General features: G+C 44.3%; 25 protein-coding genes and 2 tRNA genes. All 27 read left to right on the top strand.

Going from position 1 to position 21,610, the window contains the following annotated elements; translation table 11 throughout:
* The first annotated feature begins 210 nt into the window (after positions 1-210).
* The 27 genes from epsC (at position 211) to rplN (ending at position 21,607) form a co-directional block, all read left to right on the top strand.
* A complete protein-coding gene (gene epsC / locus IWA51_RS11895) occupies positions 211-1,071 on the top strand; it encodes a serine O-acetyltransferase EpsC (RefSeq protein ID WP_177528793.1) in 861 nt (286 codons plus the stop codon).
* A gap of 101 nt (positions 1,072-1,172) precedes the next feature.
* Positions 1,173-1,245 (top strand) — tRNA-Thr (locus IWA51_RS11890).
* Between the two features lie 28 nt (positions 1,246-1,273).
* Complete coding sequence (rpmG, locus tag IWA51_RS11885) at positions 1,274-1,450, top strand: 50S ribosomal protein L33 (RefSeq protein ID WP_177528792.1); 177 nt, start codon at positions 1,274-1,276, stop codon at positions 1,448-1,450.
* 46 nt (positions 1,451-1,496) lie between these two features.
* Positions 1,497-1,569: transfer RNA gene (locus IWA51_RS11880), tRNA-Trp, on the top strand.
* A gap of 28 nt (positions 1,570-1,597) precedes the next feature.
* Positions 1,598-1,777, top strand: coding sequence for a preprotein translocase subunit SecE (gene secE, locus IWA51_RS11875; protein ID WP_177528791.1), 180 nt, complete (start codon positions 1,598-1,600; stop codon positions 1,775-1,777).
* 13 nt (positions 1,778-1,790) lie between these two features.
* The gene (gene nusG / locus IWA51_RS11870) at positions 1,791-2,348 is read left to right on the top strand and encodes a transcription termination/antitermination protein NusG (RefSeq protein ID WP_177528790.1); all 558 of its coding nucleotides are present in this window, start codon (positions 1,791-1,793) and stop codon (positions 2,346-2,348) included.
* A gap of 187 nt (positions 2,349-2,535) precedes the next feature.
* Positions 2,536-2,970, top strand: coding sequence for a 50S ribosomal protein L11 (gene rplK / locus IWA51_RS11865; RefSeq protein ID WP_177528789.1), 435 nt, complete (start codon positions 2,536-2,538; stop codon positions 2,968-2,970).
* Positions 2,970-3,650 carry a 50S ribosomal protein L1 gene (gene rplA / locus IWA51_RS11860; RefSeq protein WP_177528788.1) on the top strand — a complete coding sequence of 227 codons (681 nt, stop codon included), beginning with the start codon at positions 2,970-2,972 and terminating at the stop codon, positions 3,648-3,650. The genes rplK and rplA overlap by 1 nt, the downstream gene beginning before the upstream one ends.
* Positions 3,650-4,249 carry a 50S ribosomal protein L10 gene (gene rplJ, locus IWA51_RS11855; RefSeq protein WP_177528787.1) on the top strand — a complete coding sequence of 200 codons (600 nt, stop codon included), beginning with the start codon at positions 3,650-3,652 and terminating at the stop codon, positions 4,247-4,249. The genes rplA and rplJ overlap by 1 nt, the downstream gene beginning before the upstream one ends.
* A gap of 160 nt (positions 4,250-4,409) precedes the next feature.
* A complete protein-coding gene (rplL, locus tag IWA51_RS11850; RefSeq protein WP_177528786.1) occupies positions 4,410-4,784 on the top strand; it encodes a 50S ribosomal protein L7/L12 in 375 nt (124 codons plus the stop codon).
* A gap of 266 nt (positions 4,785-5,050) precedes the next feature.
* Positions 5,051-8,608 carry a DNA-directed RNA polymerase subunit beta gene (gene rpoB / locus IWA51_RS11845; protein ID WP_177528785.1) on the top strand — a complete coding sequence of 1,186 codons (3,558 nt, stop codon included), beginning with the start codon at positions 5,051-5,053 and terminating at the stop codon, positions 8,606-8,608.
* Positions 8,601-13,082 (top strand): DNA-directed RNA polymerase subunit beta', encoded by a 4,482-nt coding sequence (gene rpoC / locus IWA51_RS11840; protein ID WP_177528784.1) that lies wholly within the window; start codon positions 8,601-8,603, stop codon positions 13,080-13,082. The genes rpoB and rpoC overlap by 8 nt, the downstream gene beginning before the upstream one ends.
* A gap of 189 nt (positions 13,083-13,271) precedes the next feature.
* A complete protein-coding gene (gene rpsL, locus IWA51_RS11835) occupies positions 13,272-13,646 on the top strand; it encodes a 30S ribosomal protein S12 (protein WP_177528783.1) in 375 nt (124 codons plus the stop codon).
* A 21-nt stretch (positions 13,647-13,667) separates the two neighbouring features.
* The gene (gene rpsG, locus IWA51_RS11830; RefSeq protein ID WP_177528782.1) at positions 13,668-14,138 is read left to right on the top strand and encodes a 30S ribosomal protein S7; all 471 of its coding nucleotides are present in this window, start codon (positions 13,668-13,670) and stop codon (positions 14,136-14,138) included.
* Between the two features lie 639 nt (positions 14,139-14,777).
* Positions 14,778-15,965 carry an elongation factor Tu gene (gene tuf, locus IWA51_RS11825; protein WP_177528781.1) on the top strand — a complete coding sequence of 396 codons (1,188 nt, stop codon included), beginning with the start codon at positions 14,778-14,780 and terminating at the stop codon, positions 15,963-15,965.
* A gap of 50 nt (positions 15,966-16,015) precedes the next feature.
* A complete protein-coding gene (rpsJ, locus tag IWA51_RS11820; protein WP_177528823.1) occupies positions 16,016-16,324 on the top strand; it encodes a 30S ribosomal protein S10 in 309 nt (102 codons plus the stop codon).
* A gap of 108 nt (positions 16,325-16,432) precedes the next feature.
* Complete coding sequence (gene rplC, locus IWA51_RS11815) at positions 16,433-17,053, top strand: 50S ribosomal protein L3 (protein ID WP_177528780.1); 621 nt, start codon at positions 16,433-16,435, stop codon at positions 17,051-17,053.
* A gap of 14 nt (positions 17,054-17,067) precedes the next feature.
* Entirely contained in the window at positions 17,068-17,706 is a 639-nt protein-coding gene (rplD, locus tag IWA51_RS11810; RefSeq protein WP_177528779.1) for a 50S ribosomal protein L4, read from the top strand.
* Positions 17,706-17,990 carry a 50S ribosomal protein L23 gene (locus IWA51_RS11805; protein WP_177528778.1) on the top strand — a complete coding sequence of 95 codons (285 nt, stop codon included), beginning with the start codon at positions 17,706-17,708 and terminating at the stop codon, positions 17,988-17,990. Before rplD ends, IWA51_RS11805 begins: the two co-directional genes overlap by 1 nt.
* 29 nt (positions 17,991-18,019) lie before the next feature.
* Positions 18,020-18,844 carry a 50S ribosomal protein L2 gene (gene rplB, locus IWA51_RS11800; protein WP_177528777.1) on the top strand — a complete coding sequence of 275 codons (825 nt, stop codon included), beginning with the start codon at positions 18,020-18,022 and terminating at the stop codon, positions 18,842-18,844.
* 14 nt (positions 18,845-18,858) lie between these two features.
* On the top strand, positions 18,859-19,146 hold the full coding sequence (gene rpsS / locus IWA51_RS11795) for a 30S ribosomal protein S19 (protein WP_177528776.1): 288 nt from the start codon (positions 18,859-18,861) through the stop codon (positions 19,144-19,146).
* A gap of 11 nt (positions 19,147-19,157) precedes the next feature.
* Positions 19,158-19,514 (top strand): 50S ribosomal protein L22, encoded by a 357-nt coding sequence (gene rplV / locus IWA51_RS11790; protein ID WP_177528775.1) that lies wholly within the window; start codon positions 19,158-19,160, stop codon positions 19,512-19,514.
* Position 19,515: 1 nt separating this feature from the next.
* Entirely contained in the window at positions 19,516-20,280 is a 765-nt protein-coding gene (rpsC, locus tag IWA51_RS11785; protein WP_177528774.1) for a 30S ribosomal protein S3, read from the top strand.
* Positions 20,273-20,689, top strand: coding sequence for a 50S ribosomal protein L16 (rplP, locus tag IWA51_RS11780; RefSeq protein WP_177528773.1), 417 nt, complete (start codon positions 20,273-20,275; stop codon positions 20,687-20,689). Before rpsC ends, rplP begins: the two co-directional genes overlap by 8 nt.
* Before the next feature lie 10 nt (positions 20,690-20,699).
* Positions 20,700-20,942 carry a 50S ribosomal protein L29 gene (gene rpmC, locus IWA51_RS11775; RefSeq protein WP_198442551.1) on the top strand — a complete coding sequence of 81 codons (243 nt, stop codon included), beginning with the start codon at positions 20,700-20,702 and terminating at the stop codon, positions 20,940-20,942.
* A 10-nt stretch (positions 20,943-20,952) separates the two neighbouring features.
* Entirely contained in the window at positions 20,953-21,225 is a 273-nt protein-coding gene (rpsQ, locus tag IWA51_RS11770) for a 30S ribosomal protein S17 (protein WP_177528771.1), read from the top strand.
* Between the two features lie 13 nt (positions 21,226-21,238).
* Entirely contained in the window at positions 21,239-21,607 is a 369-nt protein-coding gene (gene rplN, locus IWA51_RS11765) for a 50S ribosomal protein L14 (protein ID WP_177528770.1), read from the top strand.
* The last annotated feature ends 3 nt before the right edge of the window (positions 21,608-21,610 follow it).

Below are 21,610 nucleotides of genomic sequence, written 5' to 3'. Positions count from 1 at the left end.
TCTGTCAAGTTAAAGCATTTATCGCTTTTGAATTATTTTGAATTATTGAATGTCAACAAAAACTTGACATTTTATTAGTGTTATGTTAAATTATAACCAGCTTGTAAATAAGCTGATAAACTCTCTCCGATGTGTGGGAAACCACACGGTAGAGGCGCCGGGTGATGTTATCATTTGGCGCCTCTATTTTTTTTACGTGGGGGCAATCGCATGAGTAAAATAGACAATGCTGTAGAGCAGATTCTTGAATCTTATCAGAAATACGGCGGAATCAACCTTGATGAAGCTGCAAATTTCCCCAACCGCCAGAATGTAATAAATGTTCTTCAGGATATTCAGTCCCTTATTTTCCCCGGTTACAGAGTAGATGAAAGTCTGGATTCCATGACGCTCAAATTTGTAACCGGCGCCCGTGTAAACCGCATAGTCGGAATGCTTACCCGCGAAATAAAAAAAGCGCTTTTTTTCATCGTGCGTGATGATGCTGTTGAACAGTCACACTGTTTTAACCTTGCCGAACAGGCTTCCATTGCATTAATAGAAGAAATTCCCGAAATCCGCAGAAAAATCGGGCTTGACGTACAGGCAGCCTTTGCAGGTGATCCGGCCGCAAAATCAAATGAAGAAGTAATAGTTTCCTATCCCGGACTTGAAGCAATTTCAGTTTACAGGGTGGCGCATTTTCTCTGCAAAAGCGGCGTTCCTGTTATTCCCAGAATAATGAGTGAATATGCGCACGGAAAAACCGGAATCGACATAAACCCGGGTGCCACAATAGGTGAAAGTTTTTTTATTGACCACGGAACAGGCGTAGTTATCGGAGAATCATGTGTTATCGGTAACAATGTCAAAATTTACCAGGGCGTAACGCTCGGTGCGCTTAGTGTAAAAAAAGAGCTTATGGACAAAAAGCGTCACCCAACTATAGAAGACAATGTGACAATTTATGCAAACGCAACAATTCTTGGCGGTGAAACAATTATAGGAAAGGGAAGTGTCATAGGCGGAAATACTTGGGTAACAAAGTCTGTTCCTGCAGGTTCGCTTCTTACCCAGGAAGCTTCAAAATAAGCCCGAATTCCAGATATTTATTGAATTTATGTCTGTTTGAACGATGTTTATATTGACATAAAGTTTTAATTTCTGTATAGTAACAAAACGCATATTGTAACGCTCTTGTAGCTCAGTCGGTAGAGCACATCGTTGGTAACGATGAGGTCAGCGGTCCGATTCCGCTCGGGAGCTTTCAATAAAATTTTTAAGGAGCAAGGTCATGGCAAGCAAGAAAAAGTCAGCCGTAGAAATCATAGCCTTACAGTGCACGGAGTGCAAGCGCAAGAATTATACAACATACAAGAACCGCAAAAACATCACCGGTAAACTTGAAAAGAATAAGTATTGCCCGTTCTGCCGCAAGGAAATTCTGCACAAAGAAACAAAGGCAAAATAAAAACTTATACCACGGTCTTTTCAATAGAGAAGATCTTGTTATATCTAGGTCAGTAGCTCAGTTGGTAGAGTCCCGGTCTCCAAAACCGGTTGTCGCGGGTTCGAGTCCTGCCTGGCCTGTAAAATTTTCAAGATATAGAGGATGAAAATGGGTAAGATTCGACAGTTTTGCAAAGAGTGTGTAGGTGAATTAAAGAAAGTTGTGTGGCCTACCCGTAGCGAAGTTCTTTCTTCAGTAAAAGTTGTTTTCATTTCTACTATTGTTGTTGCTCTTATTCTTGGCCTTCTTGACTGGTTGTTTACAGAAGGTCTGCGTCTTATTTTCTAGGTAGGACAGACTGATGGCAAGAAGCTGGTATATCCTTCATACATATACAGGTTACGAACAAAAAATCAATCGTACGCTCAATACACTTCTGGCAGAAAACAAACTTGATCCTGCTGTTGTTCTTCAGATTAAAGTTCCGACAGAAGAAGTTGTAGATGTACGCAATGGTAAGAAACATACCCGCAACAATCTGATTCTTCCAGGATACATCATGATAGAGATGGATCTTCCTCAGGTCGGCTGGAAGAATACATGTGCGCAGATTCGCCGTATTCAGGGTGTTACAGGTTTTGTAGGAACAAATCCTTCAGAACGTCCCCGTCCGATTTCTGCCGATGAAGCAAAAAATCTTCTTCAGGCTGCAGGCGAGCTTAAGGGCGAAAAGTCAGTCCGTATCAAGCAGAACTTTGAGATTGGAGACCAGGTTAAGATTACAGAAGGTCCTTTCGCAAGTTTTAGCGGTGCGATAGAAGACGTTAATGCAGAAAAAAACAAGTTGCGTGTCAATGTTCAGATTTTTGGACGCGCAACACCTGTAGAAGTCGATATTCTTCAGGTAGAGAAAATATAATCTGTTTCAGCACGGCCTGCCGCTATTCATGTGGTGGGCTTTTGTGTCTTGTTCTTTGAGAGAATTCGGTGATCCTCTGTGGATACACCTTTTTCTAATTTTGGGAGAAGTGTAAGTCCGTTGGACATAGGCGCTTCGCTAGGGTACCGGCTTTACGGACACCCACACCAATTTAAGGAGATACAATATGGCCACAAAAAAGGTTACGGCAATCATCAAACTGCAGTGTCCCGCAGGATCTGCAACGCCGGCCCCGCCAATTGGACCAGCTCTTGGACCTCATGGAGTTTCAGCACCTAAGTTCGTGCAGGAATTCAATGACAGAACAAAGAGCATGGAAAAGGGACTTATCATCCCTGTAGTTATCACTGTATATCAGGATAAATCTTACACATTCATTCTTAAGACACCGCCAGCAGCTGTTCTTATCAAGAAGGCTGTCGGAATTCAGAAGGGTTCCGGCAATCCGCTTCGCGACAAGGTAGGAACTCTCTCACGCAAGAGTCTTGAGGAAATCGCAGCTCAGAAGCTTCCTGACCTTAATGCAAATGATATTGAGGCTGCAAAGAAAACTATCGCCGGTACTGCACGCAGTATGGGTGTAGAAGTGGAGGCTGAATAATGAAGCACGGAAAGAAATACCTCGCAGCATTGGAAAAGTACGATGTAACAAAGCACTATGGTGTTACAGAAGCTTGTCAGCTTGTGAAGGATCTTCACTACGTAAAGTTTGACGAGACTGTAGAACTTTCTGTAACTCTTCGCCTTGAGAAGAACCAGACTGTTCGTGATACACTCGTATTCCCCCATCAGTTTACCGGTGAAAAGCGCGTTCTTGTTTTCTGTAAGGAAGATCGTGTAAAGGAAGCTTTGGAAGCTGGTGCCACATATGCAGGTTCAACAGAGTACATCGACAAGGTAAAGGGCGGCTGGCTCGACTTTGACGTTGCTGTAGCTACTCCTGACATGATGAAGGATGTTGGTCGTCTTGGTATGGTTTTGGGCCGCAAGGGTCTTATGCCTAACCCAAAGACAGGTACTGTTACTCCCAACATCGCACAGGCTGTTGCAGAACTCAAGAAGGGTCGTACAGAATTCCGTGCCGACAAGGGCGGAGTAGTACACATTCCGGTAGGAAAGGTTTCTATGGATGCAAAAGACACCGCAGAAAACGTTTCTACATTCCTTACTGAACTTGAACGCAAGAAGCCCGCAGATGCAAAGGCTGGTTTCGTACGCTCTGTGTCCATTAGTTCTTCTATGGGTCCTGGCGTTTGGGTAGACTTCAAGGAGGAAGAATAATGGCTATAATGGCAAAGAAATTCCAGGCTGCAAAAACAGCTGCTATTGAAGATGCTAAGAAAGTACTCAGCAGTTACAGCAATTTTATTTTTATTGACTACCGCGGACTTTCTGTAGAGCAGATTACAAAGCTTCGCCATTCACTTCGCGAAAAGAACGCACAGCTTAAGGTTATTAAAAACACTTTTGCCCGCGTAGCTTTCGACGAAATGAAGAACGACGCTGTAGCTGAATATCTTTCAGGACCAACAGCAATTGCTATGGTTGGTGAAGAAGCTAACGAAGCTGCAAAAGTAATGTTCGATTTCACAAAAGAAGCTCCTACTCTCGTAGTAAAGGGCGCTTGGGTAGAAAACGAACTTTATGATGCTGCAAAGATCGAAGCTTTCTCAAAGCTCCCAGGAAAGAAGCAGCTTATTGCTATGATTATGTCTGCTATCAATGGTCCTGCACGCAAACTTGCCGGAACATTGCAGGCATATGTTGAAAAGAAACAGAACGAGGGAGACAGTGCTCCTGCTGCAGAAGCGGCACCTGCATCTGAACCCGCTGCTGAGGCACCTGCTGCTGAAGCCGCACCTGCACCTGCTGCTGAGTAAGCACGGTAAAGGTTCTTTTTGTAACTGCGGTCAGGCTTCATAGCTGTCGACTGTCCGCAGATATATACCGGGATGGTCCGGTATACCCGTCATACAGATAAAAAGAAATGGTTTGTTTCTTTCTGTAGCGGAACGTAATTTATTTTATGGAGAAGACAATATGGCAGCTCTCACAAATGATGAAATTCTTGAAGCAATCGCAAACATGACAGTTCAGCAGGCCGCTGATCTCGTAAAGGCAATGGAAGAAAAGTTCGGCGTTTCTGCCGCAGCTCCTGTTGCTGTTGCTGCTGCTGGTCCTGCAGCTGCTGCTGAAGAGCAGACAGAGTTCACTGTAACACTCGAGTCAGTTGACGCTGCAAAGAAAATTGCAGTTATCAAGGCTGTTCGCGCAATTACAGGTCTTGGACTTGGTGAAGCAAAAGCTCTTGTTGAAGGCGCACCGAAGGTTCTTAAGGAAGGTGTTTCCAAGGCTGATGCTGACAAGATCGTTGCTGACATCGAAGCAGCCGGCGGAAAGGCAAGCAAGAAATAATTTGTTCGCTTTAACGCATCAAGATTTACATAATATGATCCCGGCTTGCCGGGGTTGATTACTCAAAACTTGAAAATCAAGCTTCAGGGAAGTTGTATCTTTCCTGAAGCTTTAGGCGTCATAAAACACCATTAGTCAGAAGAAGTGACGCGCCCTTTCTGCAAACGGACTGAAACGTCTGTCAGGACACCGGTTCTTGTGCTGAGCAAAGTTTTTGCTTGTAGCAGTTCCGGGTGTACCAGTTTTTAACACCGCAGAGGTATTTAATGTTCGCAAAGAGCAAAAAGATTGTACGTCAGTATATTGGAAAAGATATCCAGGATTTCATGGAACTTCCCAATCTTATCGACATTCAGCTTTCTTCATACGAGGAATTCATTCAGAAAGAAAGACTGGATAAAAATGAGCCGTTATTGAATCAGGGGCTTCAGGAAGTCTTCACTTCGACTTTCCCGATTGAAAGTCCTGCCGGCGACATGACTCTCGAATATGAATTTTATGAGTTGGATTATGCCAACATAAAGTTCAGCGAACTTGAATGTAAGAAGAAGGGATTGACTTATGCTGTTCCGCTTAAGGCACGCATCAATCTTAACTTCAAGGAATCTGGAGCGATTCTTCAGAAAGATATTTATATGGGTGATATCCCTCTTATGACAGACCGCGGAACCTTCGTAATTAACGGAGCTGAGCGTGTAGTTGTAAGCCAGATTCACCGTTCTCCTGGAGTTATTTTCCAGCATGAGAAAAATGTTTATTCCAGCCGCATTATTCCGTACCGCGGATCATGGCTTGAATTTGAAATTGACCAGAAAAAAGAACTTATATACGCAAAAATCGACCGCAAAAAGAAGATTTTGGGAACTATTTTCCTTCGTGCACTTGGATATTCAACCCGTGAAGAAATAATCCGCTGCTTCTATCTTACAGAAGAAGTTGATGTTCCTTCTGATTCAGCAAAGCGTGATGAACTTGTAGGAAAAGTTCTTGCAGATGCTGTTGTTATAAAAGATGAGTCTACAGGCGAAGAAAACAGATTGTTCCGCGCGGGTGAAAAACTTCACCCCCATGACATAGATGATCTTGTTGTAAACGGCGTAAAGAAGATTTCTGTAATCAAGTTCAATGCAAAAAAACATCCCGAAAGCAAGGAAGAAAGAAATCCTTCACTTGACAGTGAGATGATTGTTAACTGCTTTGAGCGTGAAGAAATTATCTTTGTTAAGGACGGAGCCAATGCTACAGATGAGCCTTCAAAGGAAGACTGTATTTCCAAGGTTTATGCTGTTCTTATGCCGGGAGAGCCTATTACTGTTGAGGCTGCCGAAAAAGATCTTACAAGCATGTTCTTTAGCCTTCGTCGCTATGATTTGGGTCGCGTTGGACGTTACAAGCTTAACAAAAAGTTTGACTATGCCGAGCCTGTTGATGATCTTACCCTTATAAAGGAAGATATTATTCAGACAATGAAGCATCTTATAGAAATTTATGTAGGCGACGAACCTCTTGATGATATTGATCACCTTGGTAACCGCCGTGTACGTTCTGTAGGAGAACTTCTTACAAATCAGTTCAAGACCGCATTTGCCCGCATGGAACGCATTGCCAAAGACAGAATGAATCTTAAAGAAACTGAGACACTTAAGCCGCAGGATCTTATTTCAATAAAACCAATTGTTTCTTCTATAAAAGAGTTCTTTGGTTCATCACAGCTTTCACAGTTTATGGATCAGTGTAATCCGCTTGCCGAACTTACACACAAACGCCGTCTTAACGCTTTGGGACCGGGCGGACTTTCAAGAGACCGTGCAGGTTTCGAAGTTCGTGACGTTCACTACACACATTATGGACGTATGTGCCCGATTGAAACTCCTGAAGGACCGAACATTGGTCTTATTGTTTCACTCGCTATCTTTACACGTGTCAATGAGTATGGATTTCTCGAAGAACCGTACCGTCGTGTTGTTGACGGAAAGGCCACAAACGAAGTTGATTACCTTTCAGCTATGGACGAAGACAAGTATTCTATCGGACAGGTTACAGAAGGCATGAAGCCCGACGGATCTTTCCCGACTGATCTGGTTTCATGCCGCCAGCGCGGTGACTATACCAGCCGTTCTCCGAAGGATATCCAGTACATGGATGTTTCTCCACGTCAGGTAATTTCTGTTTCTGCTTCCCTTGTTCCGTTCCTTGAACACGACGATGCTAACCGTGCTTTGATGGGTTGTAACATGCAGCGTCAGGCAGTTCCTCTTCTTTTCCCGGAACCTCCTCATGTAGGTACAGGTATGGAACAGAAGACTGCTTATGATTCTGGTGTTCTTATCAAGGCAAAACGCGATGGAGAAGTAGTCTGGGTAGAAAGTGACCTTGTAAAGGTTAAACCGACAGGTGCAAAGGCCGGTGAACTTGATGAGTATCCTCTCCTTAAGTACCAGAAAACAAACAGTGATACATGTAACCACCAGAGACCGACTGTTCAGGTTGGCGAAAAAGTAAAGAAGGGTGACGTTCTTGCAGACGGACCTGCTACTTTCAACGGTGAGCTTGCACTCGGAAGAAATATTCTTGTCGGATTCGTTCCGTGGAATGGATACAACTACGAGGATGCTGTTCTTATCAGCCAGCGTGTTGTAAAAGAAGATATGTACACTTCTGTACATATTCATGAGTTCCAGACAGAAATCCGCGAAACAAAGCTTGGTCCCGAAAAGATTACGCGCGATGTTCCGAATACTGCAGAAAAGACACTCGATAATCTTGATGCAGAAGGTATTGTCCGTGTAGGTGCAAAAGTTCGCTCAGGAGATATTCTTGTTGGAAAAGTAACTCCAAAGAGTGAAACAGAGACAACTCCGGAATTCAAACTGTTGAATTCAATCTTCGGTGAAAAGGCAAAAGAAGTACGCGATACTTCACTTCGTCTTCCGCACGGAGTTCAGGGTGTTGTAATTGACATCCAGCGTCTCAAGAGAACAGAAGGCGACGAACTTAACCCCGGTGTTGATGAAGTAGTCAAAGTTGTTATTGCCGACAAGAGAAAGCTTGTTGTTGGTGATAAGATGGCCGGACGCCACGGAAATAAGGGAGTTGTTGCAAGAATTCTTCCTGTAGAAGACATGCCTTACCTCGATGACGGTACCCCGCTTGATGTTTGTCTTAACCCGCTTGGTGTTCCTTCACGTATGAATATCGGACAGATTATGGAATCTGAACTTGGCCGTGCAGGTCTTGTTCTGAATGAATTCTATAATTCCCCGGCTTTCCAGACACCTTCACAGGAGCAGATTGCCGAAAAGCTTAAGGAAGCAGGACTTAGTTCTGACTGTAAGCAGCTTGTTCATGACGGATTTACCGGTGAAACTTTCGTTAACCCGATTTTTGTCGGTGTAATTTACTTTATGAAGCTTCACCACCTTGTTGACGACAAGATGCATGCCCGTTCAACAGGTCCTTATTCTCTTGTTACACAGCAGCCGTTGGGAGGAAAAGCCCAGTTCGGAGGCCAGCGTCTTGGAGAAATGGAAGTTTGGGCTCTTGAAGCTTACGGTGCAGCCAATACACTTCAGGAAATGATGACAATCAAGTCCGATGATATGAACGGCCGTTCTAAAGTTTATGAATCAATTGTAAAGGGTGATCCAAGTGCTCCAATCGGAGTTCCGGAATCATTCAACGTTTTGGTACAGGAACTTCGCGGTCTTGCGTTGGATTTCACTATCTATGATGATAAGGGAAAACAGATTGCCCTTACTGAAAGAGACCAGGAACTGATCGATAAGGCAGGTTCTGGTTTTGACAAGGAGAACGATAATGCGTGACATTCAGGATTTCGCCAGTCTTAAAATAAAGCTTGCATCGCCGGACAATATCCGTGCATGGTCTTACGGTGAAGTAAAAAAGCCTGAGACAATAAACTATAGAACACTCAGACCGGAGCGTGACGGCCTTTTCTGTGAGCGCATTTTCGGAACCACAAAGGAATGGGAATGCTACTGCGGAAAATTCAAGAGCATCCGTTACAAGGGTGTTATTTGTGACCGCTGCGGTGTTGAAGTTACTCACTTTAAAGTTCGCCGCGAGAGAACAGGACACATTGAACTTGCAGCTCCGGTAAGCCACATCTGGTATTACCATTCAGTTCCGAGCCGCATGGGTCTTTTGCTTGATCTTCAGGTTGCAGCACTCCGCTCGGTACTTTACTACGAGAAGTATATCGTAATTGATCCGGGCGATACTGACCTTAAAAAGAACCAGCTTCTTACTGAAGACGAGTACATGGAAGCCCAGGAACGCTACGGCGGTTCATTTACTGCCGGCATGGGTGCAGAAGCCATAAAGACTTTGCTTGAAAACCTTGATCTTGATGCTTTGGCAGCGGAACTTCGCGCAAAGATGATAGAAAAGGGGCCAAAGAGCGACAAGCATCTTCTTCGCCGCATAGAGATTGTTGAGAACTTCCGCTCTTCTGAAAACAAGGCATCATGGATGATTCTTGACGTTGTTCCTGTAATTCCGCCGGAACTTCGTCCTATGGTTCAGCTTGACGGAGGACGTTTTGCAACTTCCGACCTCAATGACCTTTACCGCCGCGTAATAAACAGAAATAACCGTCTCAAGAGACTTCAGCAACTTTCTGCCCCGGATATTATTATCCGCAACGAAAAGCGCATGCTTCAGGAAGCCGTAGATGCACTCTTTGACAACAGCAAGCGCAAGCAGCGTGTCGTTAAGGGAGCATCAAGCAGACCGCTCAAGTCAATCAGTGACATGCTTAAGGGAAAGCAGGGACGCTTCCGCCAGAATCTTCTTGGTAAGCGTGTTGACTACTCAGGACGTTCAGTTATTGTTGTAGGTCCGGAACTTAAGCTCTGGCAGTGTGGTCTTCCTGAAAAAATGGCACTTGAACTTTTTAAGCCGTTTATAATGAAGAAACTTGTAGACAAGGGTGTTGTATTTAACATTAAAAAGGCAAAAATGCTTGTAGAAAGCGAGTCTGCCGAAGTATATGCTATTCTTGATGAAGTTGTACGCGAGCATCCTGTTATGCTTAACCGTGCTCCTACACTCCACCGTCTTGGAATTCAGGCATTTGAACCTGTTCTTGTTCCCGGAAAGGCACTTAAGCTTCATCCTCTTGCATGTAAGGCTTTTAATGCTGACTTCGACGGTGACCAGATGGCTATCCATGTTCCTCTTACCCAGGCGGCACAGATGGAATGCTGGACACTCATGCTTTCTGCAAGAAACCTTCTTGACCCTGCAAACGGAAATACTATTGTTTATCCTTCACAGGATATGGTTCTTGGAATCTACTATATGACTTCCATTAAGCCGAACGCAAAGGGTACAGGAAAACTTTTCAGTTCAACTGATGAAGTTCGTCTTGCTGCTATGTCCGGTGCTATCGAATGGCAGGCAGAAATCAAGATTCACAAGGCTGTTCTCAATAAGTGCGTAAGCGGAGACAAAGATCCTGACGGACGCTATATTCTTACTTCAGCCGGACGGCTTGCATTCAATGAGTCTATGCCTGCAGAAGTTGACTATTACAATGAACTTCTTGGCGACAAAAAGCTCAAGAAGATGATTGAAAGCGTTTATCACAACGAGCAGACCAGTGACAAGGCAGTCAAGGCTCTTATCGAAGCAAAGTATCCGTTCGAAAAACTTTCTGCCGAAGTAATGGACAAAGTAATGGGAGACGCACTTCTTATTAAGCAGATTAATAAGATTTACAACCGCGAAACTCCTATAGAAGAAAATGTTCTGCGCAAGCTGATTATCAGTCTTTATGCAACTGACAGGGCATGGCTTACAATCCAGATGCTTGATGCAATCAAAGCCTGCGGTTACAAAAATGCTACGTTCTACGGTGCAACGCTCTCTATGGATGACATCCTTGTTCCAGCAGAGAAAAAAGCTATGGTTGACAAGGCCAATAAAGAAGTTGAAGACATCGTTAGCCAGTGGTCACGCGGTGCTATTACACAGGACGAACGCTATAACCGCGTAACTGAAGTTTGGGAAAGAACAAACGAAAAGCTCACCAACATAATGATGGACAATCTTGCCAAGGACAAGGACGGATTCAATACTATCTACATGATGGCTACATCCGGTGCCCGTGGTTCCAAGAAACAGATTTCACAGCTGGCCGCAATGCGCGGACTTATGCAGAAACCTAACGGAGACATCATTGAACTTCCTATCCGTGCAAACTTTAAGGAAGGACTTTCCGTTATTGAATTCTTTATTTCTACAAACGGTGCCCGTAAGGGACTTTCCGATACAGCTCTCAAGACAGCCGATGCCGGTTACATGACACGCCGTCTTGTTGATGTTGCCCAGGACGTTGTTGTAAATGAAGATGACTGCGGAACAATCAACGGTATTGATTACACAGCAATCAAGGACGGAGACACTGTAGTTGTGCCTCTTGCTACAAGAATTGCCGGTCACTATACAATCGAGCGCGTTCTTGACCCTGTAAGCGGCGAGTTGCTCTGCGATGTTAACCAGTACATTGACGAGGCTCTTGCCCAGAAGATTGACAAGGCCGGTGTAGAAAAAGTAAAACTCCGCACAGTTCTTACCTGCGAAAGCAAGCATGGAATCTGTGTAAAGTGTTACGGAAAAGACCTTGCACGCAACAAAATTGTTGAAATCGGTGAAGCAGTCGGAACAATCGCTGCACAGTCAATCGGACAGCCTGGTACTCAGCTTACCCTTCGTACATTCCATACGGGAGGAGCCGCCGAAAAGACAACAGAAGACAACCACATCGCAATGAAGTATCCTGTATATATTCAGAGCGTTGAAGGAACACACGTTGTTATGGATAACGGCAACTGGCTGTTTACACGTCGCGGTTCAATGGTTGTAACAAAACTTTTTAACAAGTACGGTTTTGAACCTTCTGATGAACTTCTTGTTACCGACGGGGCACGCGTCCGCAAGGATAATGTAATTTTCAAGCATAACGGCGAAGAAGTAAAAGCTTCTGACAACGGACGCATTATAATCCGCGACAATACCGTTTATCTTACAAGTAATGACCAGAAGATAGAGATTGTCAACGGTTCAATAATTTACTCACAGTATGTTTCAGCCGGATGCGTAGCCGACGCGAATGTTCCTATTGGTGAATTCGATCCGTTCAGCGAACCTATTATTGCTGAAGTTTCAGGATATGTTCACTTTGAGGACATTATTACAGGATCTACTCTTCTTGAAAAAACAGATCCCCAGACAGGAGCAGTTGAACGCCGTATCAGTGATCTTCATCTTGACGTAAAGCAGCCAAGAATTATCATTACTGACGAAGACGGAAACGAAAAGGGTAGTTACCACCTTCCTGCAGGAGCAATCCTTCTTGCTTCAGACAAGCAGCAGGTAAAGGCAGGAGAAACTCTTGCAAAGATTGCCAAGGAAGCAAGCAAGGCTAACGATATTACCCTCGGTCTTCCGCGCGTTTCAGAACTCTTTGAGGCCCGCAAGCCAAAGAATCCGGCTGTTATCTCACAGATAGCAGGAACCGTAAAGTTTGGAAAGATTGTAAAGGGTAAGAGAACTGTTATCGTAGAAGATGAATACGGCAAGGAATTTAATCACTTTGTTCCAATGACAAAACGTCTTCTTGTTCGTGACGGAGATACAGTCGAAGCAGGTGAAAAGCTCAGTGATGGTTCTATCGATGCACACGACGTTCTGTCTGTTTTGGGTGAAGATTCCCTGCAGAACTTCCTTATGGATGAAATTCAGTCCGTTTACCGTGCACAGGGTGTAGACATCAACGACAAGCATATCGGAACAATTATCCGCCAGATGCTTAAGAAAGTAGAAATTGTGTCTGTAGGAGATACAAAGTTTATCTACGGCCAGTCAGTTGACAAGTACACATTCCATGAAGAAAATGAGCGCGTTATTGAAGAAGGCGGACAGCCTGCCATAGCACGCCCGATGTTCCAGGGAATTACAAAGGCAGCTTTGGCAACTGATTCGTTTATTTCTGCATCTTCTTTCCAGGAGACAACACGTGTTCTTACAAATGCGGCAATTGCAGGTTCAATCGATCACCTTCACGGACTTAAGGAAAACGTTATTATCGGTCATATGATTCCGGCCGGAAGCGGTATGCGCCAGTATCATAACGTTAAGCTTTCTGACTCTTCTACGGCCGACCTTGATGCCAAGATGGAAGAGATCCTTGAACAGCGTCGTATAGAAAAAGCCCTTGCAGCCGAGACAATGGACACAATGTCTGCCGGAATGGAAGGAAACGACGAGGACTAGTAAAGATTCATCCCTGAAAATTCAATTTTTGGGGATGAATTCAACTATTTATGCCGGATTCATCGGAATTCTATTGACGGAAAACAGTTGAATTCGGTATTATATATAGACTTATCTTCTCTTTTCAGGGAATTAACATGTTTATTTTGTCCGAGGTGCTGCTCGGCGGTTAAATAGGAGAATAGGCCGATGCCTACAATTAATCAATTGATTCGTAAGGGTCGTCAGACGTCAGCAAACAGAACTAAAGCTCCCGCGCTTGAGTCCTGTCCGCAGAAACGTGGAGTATGTACTCGCGTTATGACTCAGACACCGAAAAAACCGAACTCGGCTCTTCGTAAGATTGCCCGTGTTCGCTTGAGTAATGGTATTGAAGTTACTGCGTATATTCCTGGAATTGGACACAACCTCCAGGAGCACTCTGTTGTGCTTGTACGTGGTGGACGTGTAAAGGATCTTCCTGGTGTTCGCTATCACATTATTCGCGGAACAAAGGATACTCTTGGTGTTGACGGACGCAAGCGTGCCCGCTCAAAGTATGGTGCCAAGAAGCCTAAGGCATAATTTTAAGGAGGTTAAATTACTATGGGAAGACATAAGAAATCAGTTAACCGCCCGGTTATGCCAGACGAAAGATACAACAGTGTTGTTATCTCTAAGTTCGTTACCCGCATGATGCTTGACGGAAAGAAACAGACTTGCCAGAAGATTATATATGATGCTTTTGACAAACTTAAGGCAAAGACAGACAAGGATCCTCTTGAAGTATTCCTGAAGGCCCTTGAGAATGTAAAGCCGATGGTAGAAGTAAAGAGCCGCCGTGTTGGTGGAGCTACATATCAGGTACCTATCGAAATTCGCGATAGCCGCCGTGAAGCTCTTGCAATGCGCTGGATGATCACTGCAGCACGCTCACGTTCTGGACACGGAATGGCAGAGACTCTTGCAGCTGAACTTTTTGATGCATTCAACAACACTGGTTCTGCTTACAAGAAGAAGGAAGATACACACAAGATGGCAGAAGCAAACAAGGCTTTTGCACACTACCGCTGGTAGTTCTTCTTTTTCTTTTTGAAAAGGCGCTGTTTTTTATAAATGGCGCCTTTTTTATATTTAAATATTAAAAAAAACTGCTTTTTTATTTGCAGAATAAACATTTACCTATTGAATAAATTTGTTAAAAAGTGTATAAAATATGCACCGTATACGCCCGAAGTGGGTGTTGAAAGCGCGTTTTGCGCCAGAGGGTTCTTTGAGATGTCAGACGGACAATTTTGTAGGTTGTCCGGTGGTTGCCGTAAAGCTGACTGTACTACACAACAGTCTTCAGGTTGCCACACCCCCTAGTGCAGAAAGTTCCGCCGTTGGCGGGGCTTCAATTGGTTAAGTATTTCGGGTTTCTGACAGAGTTTGCAAATGCAAACGATATTTACGCCAGTAAATTGGAAGGTTCGTAATACCAGACCGGTTATCAAAATAACTTGATGATGTTAGGTGGTAGCGGCCAACTGCTTCGAATAGATGAAACAGAAATTGTTAGTTGCCCGTTACATAATAATCATCTCTTTTACTTGGTAAAGTGTGTATGCGAAAGCATCGTTCATTTTTTATGCGCGGTGTTTTCTGGCTTAAAGTGCAGCACATAAAAAATACATATGCCGCAGGTTTATTTACCTGTAGAGCAAGGAGAAAATCATGGCAAAGGAAGAGTTCAACAGAACCAAACCTCACATGAACGTTGGAACCATCGGTCACGTTGACCATGGTAAGACCACATTGTCTGCAGCTATCACTGCTTACTGCGCAAAGAAGTATGGTGATAAGCTTCTGAAGTACGATGAAATCGACAATGCACCTGAGGAAAAGGCTCGTGGTATTACTATCAACAGCCGTCACCTTGAGTATCAGTCAGACAAGCGTCACTATGCACATATTGACTGCCCGGGACATGCTGACTACATCAAGAACATGATTACTGGTGCTGCACAGATGGATGGAGCTATTCTCGTAGTTTCTGCTCCTGATTCTGTTATGCCTCAGACTAAGGAACACCTTCTTCTTGCACGCCAGGTTGGCGTTCCCAAGATTATTGTATTCCTTAACAAGGTTGACCTCGTAGACGATCCAGATCTTCTTGAACTCGTTGTTGAAGAAGTAAAGGACACTCTTCAGGGTTACGGATTCTCTGCTGATACACCAATCATCCAGGGATCTGCATTCAAAGCTCTTAACGAGTCTGACAATCCTGAGAACACAAAGTGTATCGAAGAGCTTCTTAAAGCTATGGATACATGGTTTGATGATCCTGTTCGCGACGATGAAAAGCCGTTCCTTATGCCTATTGAAGACATCTTCACAATCACAGGACGTGGAACTGTTGTTACTGGTCGTATCGAGCGCGGTGTTGTTCACATGGGTGACGCTGTTGAAATCGTTGGTATCCGCCCGACACAGGCTTCTACTGTAACTGGTATCGAAATGTTCAACAAGACACTTAACGAAGGTATGGCTGGAGACAACGCTGGTATTCTTCTTCGTGGTGTTGAAAAGAAAGATGTTATTCGCGGACAGGTTCTCGCTGCTCCCGGAAGCATTCACCCGCACACAAAGTTCGAAGCTCAGATCTACGTTCTTTCAAAGGAAGAAGGTGGACGCCACAGCCCGTTCTTTACAGGTTACCGCCCACAGTTCTACTTCCGCACTACAGATATCACTGGTACTGTAGAACTCGAACCAGGAACAGACATGGTAAAACCTGGTGACAACGTAAAGATCATTGGTGAGCTTATTCACCCGATTGCTATGGATGAGGGACTTAAGCTTGCTATCCGTGAGGGTGGACGCACAATCGCCTCTGGTCAGGTTACAAAGATTATTGAGTAGTTTATAATCAGAAATCGGGGTTTGTACCCCGGTTTCTGACTGGAGGAATGATGGCAAACGATAAGATTCGTGTAAGACTTCGTGCTTTTGACGTAGCTCTTATCGATCAGAGTGCAAAAGATATCGTACAGCAGGTTCAGAAGGCTGGAGCAAAGGTTTCAGGACCAATCCCCCTTCCAACAAGAATTAATAAGGTTACAGTTCTTCGTTCACCTTTTGTTAACAAGAAGTCACGTGAACAGTTTGAGATGCGTACACACAAACGCCTTATTGACATATTCGAGCCCAGTTCTGAAGTGATGGATTCACTTATGAAGCTTGAGCTTCCTGCCGGTGTTGATGTAGAGATTAAACAGTAATTGCGGAAACCTAGTTTCCAAAAATAAACGGTAACGGTCCCCTGGATCGGGGATGGCGGCCGAAGGGAAGTAAAGGAAATCCTGATCTTCCTAAATAGGAGTATTCAGATGAAAGGTCTGATAGCAAAAAAAGTAGGAATGACACAAGTTTTCGACGAAAACGGTAATCTGACACCAGTAACCGTGATCCGCGTCGAGCCTAACACTGTTGTTGCTACAAAGACAGAGGAAAAGTGCGGCTACAACGCTATTGTTCTTGGTCTTGAAGATCTCAAGGCAAACAAGGCAAGCAAGCCTTATGCAAAGCAGTTTCCTGAGGACATTACACCAAAACGTCATCTTAAAGAATTTCGCGATTTTGAAGGCGATGTAAAAGTTGGCGACCAGATTGGTGTCGAAATGTTTGAGAAAATTCGTTTCATCGATGTGACCGCTACCTCTAAGGGTAAGGGATTCCAGGGTGTAATGAAGAGATGGGGTTTCCATGGTGGACGTGCAACACACGGTTCTAAGTTCCATCGTGAGGCCGGTGGTACTGGATGCAGTACAACTCCTGGACACACACTTAAGAATATTAAGATGCCTGGTCACATGGGTTTTGAGCGTGTAACAGTACAGAATCTCAAGGTTGTAAAAGTAGACCCTGAGCTTAAAGTTTTGATGGTTCGTGGAGCAGTTCCTGGGAACAAAGATTGCACACTTATCGTTAAGGCTGCAGTCAAGAAATAAGGTCGAGGAATAGTATGGAAAAGAAAGTCTATTCAATCGATGGTAAAGAACTCAGGACAATCAATCTTGATGATAAAATTTTCGGACTCCCAGTCAACGAAGATGTTATCTACTACGCCATCACTAACGAATTAGCAAATAAACGCGTTGGAACAGCATGCACAAAAACACGTGCCGAAGTTCATGGAAGCAATGCAAAGCCGTACAAACAGAAGGGAACTGGTAACGCCCGCCGTGGTGATAAAAAGTCTCCTATCACAGTAGGCGGTGGTATTGTCTTTGGACCAAGACCCCGTGATTACAGCTATGCAATTCCTAAGAAAGAAAAGCGTCTTGCAATGAAAACAATTCTTAGCCTTCAGGCTCAGAGCGACAGACTCACTGTTGTGGAAGATTTCACTGTAGAAAGCGGTAAGACAAAGGATCTTGTAAAAATTCTTAACAATTTTACTAAAGGTGAGCGCACTGTTATCCTTCTTAAGGATGATGACAAGCTTATCAAACAGGCTGGAAGAAACCTTCCGAATGTTTATTTCCTTTCTTTCAATCGTCTTCGTGCACATGACCTTTTCTATGGAAGAAAAGTAATTATGCTTGAAGGTGCTGCAAAGAATCTTTCAGAATTCTATGCCGAAGATAAGGAGGCAAAATAATGACATTCGAAGATGTTCTTATTGAACCGATTCTTTCAGAGAAAGCAACAGCACTTCGCGACCAGAATAAGTATACATTCAAGGTTGCTTCTTCTGCGACAAAGATACAAATAAAAGAAGCTGTACGCAAACTTTTCAATGTAAAAGTTGAAGACTGCACAACAGTCAATGTACAGGGAAAAATGAAACGGGTTCGTGGAAGACCTGGAAGAACTGCCAGCTACAAGAAAGCTATCGTTAAACTTGCTCCTGGCGAAACAATTAAGGTGTTTGAAGGCGCTTGAGCCTTTGAACAGTAAATAAGGGGAACCATATGGCTCTTAAGATATATAAGCCTTATTCAAAAGGTACACGTGGCCGTGTTGACTTGGTACGTGAAGAACTGACAGCCGATAAACCCGAAAAAAGCCTGACTTCAGGTCGCGCTGCTAAAGCAGGACGTGGAGCTGGCGGACGTATTTCTGTACGTCACCAGGGTGGTGGTCATAAGAGAAAGTATCGTGAAATCGATTTCAGACGCGATAAGCACGGTATTCCTGGAACTGTCAAGACAATTGAGTACGATCCGTTCCGCAGTGCGGACATCGCTCTTATTGCCTATGCTGACGGTGAAAAGCGCTACATAATTGCTCCAAAGGGACTGACTGTTGGTCAGAAAATTATGTCTGGCGAAAATGCTGCTCCTACTGTAGGAAATGCACTTCCGCTTTCTGCAATTCCTGTTGGATTTACAGTTCATAACATTGAGCTTACACTTGGTCGTGGCGGACAGCTTGTTCGTTCTGCAGGTGCCGGTGCTCTTGTTGCTGCAAAAGAAGGTGAGTATGTAACTATTCGTCTTCCTTCCAGTGAACTTCGCCGTATTAACGGAAAGTGCTATGCAACAATCGGTATTGTAGGAAACGAAGATCGTATGAATACAAAGCTTGGAAAAGCTGGCCGCAACAGATGGCGCGGTATTCGTCCGACAGTTCGTGGTATGGCTATGAACCCTGTTGATCATCCGCTTGGTGGTGGAGAAGGCGCCGGTAAGGGACACAATCCTGTTACTCCTTGGGGACAGCCTTGTAGAGGTTATAAGACCCGTAACAAGAGAAAGACCTCTGATCGGTTCATTATTAGTCGCCGCAAGAAGTAGCGTAGGAGTTAATTGTGTCTAGATCAGTTAAGAAAGGACCTTTTGTTGAGAAGTCTCTCTACAAAAAGGTTAACGAAATGAACAAATCAACGGCAGCTGATAAGAAAATAATAAAAACTTATTCCCGCTGCTCTACAATCATCCCTGAAATGGTAGGAAATACAATTTCAGTGCATAACGGTAAGTCATGGATTCCTGTATATGTTACGGAAAACCTTGTCGGCCACAAGCTCGGCGAGTTCGCTGCAACACGTACATTCAAAGGACATGGCGGTTCAGATAAATCAGCTGGTAAGAAATAGGAGTGGATATTATGGCTGAAAAGAAAGGTTATGTAGCCACAACTAAATTTCTTATTGCATCACCTACAAAGGTTCGTCCTGTAGCTAATGTGATCAAAAGAAAATCTTGTGCTGAAGCTATGGCTATCCTCGATGTCATGCCTCAGAAGGGTGCAAAGCTTATAAACGGTACTTTAAAGTCTGCTGTTGCAAATGCACTTAACAAAAACAAGAAGCTTGATGAAGATATGCTTTACGTTAAGGAAATCCGTATTGATGAAGGTCCAAGACTCAAGAGAGTTTGGTTCCGTGGTCGCGGACGTGCTGATCAGCTCCTGAAGCGCATGTGCCATATCACCGTTGTAGTTGACGAAAAGGCGGGAAAGTAAAGTGGGTCAGAAAGTTAATCCTATCGGTTTACGCCTTGGTGTAAACAAAACATGGCAGTCTCGTTGGTATGCAGGTCCCCGTGAATACGCGGATTTGTTTTTGGAAGATGTAAAAATCCGCAAGCTTGTCGGACTTCTTCCTGAATGCAAGAATGCTGATATTGCTGAAATTGAAATCGTACGTCACCCGCAGCGTGTTACAATTGTAATTCATACAGCACGCCCAGGTGTGATTATCGGTGTAAAGGGCGCTACAATCGAAAAGATAAGCGCAGATATCCAGAAGCAGTTGACAAAAAAGGTACAGATCAAGATTAAAGAAGTGAAACGTGCCGAAATCAACGCTTCTCTCATTGCACAGAATGTTGGTCGCCAGCTTGCAGGACGCGGTTCTTTCCGCAAGGCGCTCAAGCAGGCTTCTGCAAACGCAATGAAGGCCGGAGCTCAGGGTATTAAAATCCGTATTTCCGGACGTCTTGCAGGTGCAGATATGACTCGCTCTGAAGAGCATAAGGAAGGACGTGTTCCTCTTCATACTCTTCGTGCCGACATTGACTACGGTACATTCGAAGCTCTTACTACATACGGTAAGATTGGTATCAAGGTCTGGGTGTACAATGGAATGAACTACGGTCGCGAGCAGAACGAAGACGCAGGTGATATTGTAAAGAAGCCACGTCGCGAGCGCTCAAACGGTGATCGTGGACGCAGAAATGATTCTGCACGCGCCCCGAAAGCTGAGGGAGGAAAAGTAGAAAATGCTTAGTCCTAAAAGAGTTGCTCACCGCAAGGTTCAGCGCGGTCGTCCGACAGGAAACGCAACACGTGATAATTTTGTAGACTTTGGCGAAGTCGCTTTGGTTGCTATGGAGCCGGTTTGGCTTAGCGCAAAGCATATTGAAGCAGCTCGTGTTGCTATCAACCGCTGTATTAACCGTCAGGGCCAGTTGTGGACTCGTATTTTCCCTGATAAGCCGGTTTCAAAGAAGCCTGCTGACACCCGCATGGGAAAGGGAAAGGGAGCTCCGGAATTCTGGGCCGCAGTTATAAAACCAGGTATGATTTTGTTTGAAGTAGGTGGAGTAGACAAAAAACTCGCTGAAAAGGCTATGCACCTTGCTGCAAGCAAACTGCCAATCAAGACAAAAGTGGCATTCCGCCCGACTGTGATGTAAGGAGTAAAAGATGGCTGATTCAAAGAAAAAGAATTACAAGGATCTTTCTTATTCCGAACTTGTAACAAAGCGGAATGAACTTAAGAAAAGCTACATGGACCTTCGCTTTCAGGCTATTACAGGACATGTAGAGAACCCAATGCAGAAGCGTACAATTCGCCGCGAGATTGCGCGTCTTAATACGCTTATTCACCAGCAGGATTTGGAGAAATTCAGAGCCGCAGCTGCTGAAGCTATTGCTGCAAATAACTAGGAGCTGACCCGTGGAAGAACAGAATGTGCAGAAAAAGTCTGTAAAACGTTCATTCGTAGGTATCGTCACTAGCGACAAGATGGACAAGACTATCGTTGTTTCTATTGATACAAAGAAGATGGACCGTCTCTACAAGAAATATGTTACACGGACCAAGAAATGCAAGGCTCATGATGAAAAGAACGAAGCCCATGAGGGTGACACAGTTCGTATCGTTGAATGTAGCCCAATCAGCAAAGACAAGTGCTGGCGTCTTGATGCAATCATCGAGAAGGCCAAATAACCAGGAGTAGAATATGCTTCAGATGCAATCAAATTTGGTTGTTGCCGATAACTCCGGTGCCAAGCTGGTTCAGTGCATTAAGGTTTTGGGTGGTTCACACCGCCGTTATGCAGGTATTGGTGACATTGTTGTGGTAGCTGTTAAGGAAGCGATTCCGACATCTACAATTAAGGAAGGTACTGTACAGAAGGCTGTAATCGTTCGTGTATCGAAAGAATACCGCCGCCCTGATGGAACTTACATTCGCTTTGATGATAATGCTTGTGTTATCATCGATGCTGACAAGAATCCGAAGGGAAAACGTATTTTTGGACCTGTAGCCCGTGAGCTTCGTGATATGGACTTTATGAAGATCGTATCACTTGCTCCTGAAGTTCTGTAAGGA

This window comes from Treponema peruense, assembly GCF_016117655.1.
GTDB lineage: Bacteria > Spirochaetota > Spirochaetia > Treponematales > Treponemataceae > Treponema_D > Treponema_D peruense.
The sequence above is the reverse complement of the archived record's forward strand: the minus strand, read 5'-3'. Positions and strand labels throughout refer to the sequence as shown.

What these genes read in the sequence shown, in the direction of transcription:
- rpmC (WP_198442551.1), top strand. Translation starts at nt 20,700, where the DNA reads ATGGCTGATTCAAAGAAAAAGAATTACAAGGATCTTTCTTATTCCGAA.
- rplP (WP_177528773.1), top strand. Translation starts at nt 20,273, where the DNA reads ATGCTTAGTCCTAAAAGAGTTGCTCACCGCAAGGTTCAGCGCGGTCGT.
- rplA (WP_177528788.1), top strand. Translation starts at nt 2,970, where the DNA reads ATGAAGCACGGAAAGAAATACCTCGCAGCATTGGAAAAGTACGATGTA.
- rplC (WP_177528780.1), top strand. Translation starts at nt 16,433, where the DNA reads ATGAAAGGTCTGATAGCAAAAAAAGTAGGAATGACACAAGTTTTCGAC.
- rplN (WP_177528770.1), top strand. Translation starts at nt 21,239, where the DNA reads ATGCTTCAGATGCAATCAAATTTGGTTGTTGCCGATAACTCCGGTGCC.
- rplL (WP_177528786.1), top strand. Translation starts at nt 4,410, where the DNA reads ATGGCAGCTCTCACAAATGATGAAATTCTTGAAGCAATCGCAAACATG.
- rpoC (WP_177528784.1), top strand. Translation starts at nt 8,601, where the DNA reads ATGCGTGACATTCAGGATTTCGCCAGTCTTAAAATAAAGCTTGCATCG.
- rplD (WP_177528779.1), top strand. Translation starts at nt 17,068, where the DNA reads ATGGAAAAGAAAGTCTATTCAATCGATGGTAAAGAACTCAGGACAATC.
- epsC (WP_177528793.1), top strand. Translation starts at nt 211, where the DNA reads ATGAGTAAAATAGACAATGCTGTAGAGCAGATTCTTGAATCTTATCAG.
- rplK (WP_177528789.1), top strand. Translation starts at nt 2,536, where the DNA reads ATGGCCACAAAAAAGGTTACGGCAATCATCAAACTGCAGTGTCCCGCA.
- rplV (WP_177528775.1), top strand. Translation starts at nt 19,158, where the DNA reads ATGGCTGAAAAGAAAGGTTATGTAGCCACAACTAAATTTCTTATTGCA.
- rplJ (WP_177528787.1), top strand. Translation starts at nt 3,650, where the DNA reads ATGGCTATAATGGCAAAGAAATTCCAGGCTGCAAAAACAGCTGCTATT.
- secE (WP_177528791.1), top strand. Translation starts at nt 1,598, where the DNA reads ATGGGTAAGATTCGACAGTTTTGCAAAGAGTGTGTAGGTGAATTAAAG.
- nusG (WP_177528790.1), top strand. Translation starts at nt 1,791, where the DNA reads ATGGCAAGAAGCTGGTATATCCTTCATACATATACAGGTTACGAACAA.
- rpoB (WP_177528785.1), top strand. Translation starts at nt 5,051, where the DNA reads ATGTTCGCAAAGAGCAAAAAGATTGTACGTCAGTATATTGGAAAAGAT.
- rpsG (WP_177528782.1), top strand. Translation starts at nt 13,668, where the DNA reads ATGGGAAGACATAAGAAATCAGTTAACCGCCCGGTTATGCCAGACGAA.
- rpmG (WP_177528792.1), top strand. Translation starts at nt 1,274, where the DNA reads ATGGCAAGCAAGAAAAAGTCAGCCGTAGAAATCATAGCCTTACAGTGC.
- rpsJ (WP_177528823.1), top strand. Translation starts at nt 16,016, where the DNA reads ATGGCAAACGATAAGATTCGTGTAAGACTTCGTGCTTTTGACGTAGCT.
- rplB (WP_177528777.1), top strand. Translation starts at nt 18,020, where the DNA reads ATGGCTCTTAAGATATATAAGCCTTATTCAAAAGGTACACGTGGCCGT.
- rpsL (WP_177528783.1), top strand. Translation starts at nt 13,272, where the DNA reads ATGCCTACAATTAATCAATTGATTCGTAAGGGTCGTCAGACGTCAGCA.
- tuf (WP_177528781.1), top strand. Translation starts at nt 14,778, where the DNA reads ATGGCAAAGGAAGAGTTCAACAGAACCAAACCTCACATGAACGTTGGA.
- IWA51_RS11805 (WP_177528778.1), top strand. Translation starts at nt 17,706, where the DNA reads ATGACATTCGAAGATGTTCTTATTGAACCGATTCTTTCAGAGAAAGCA.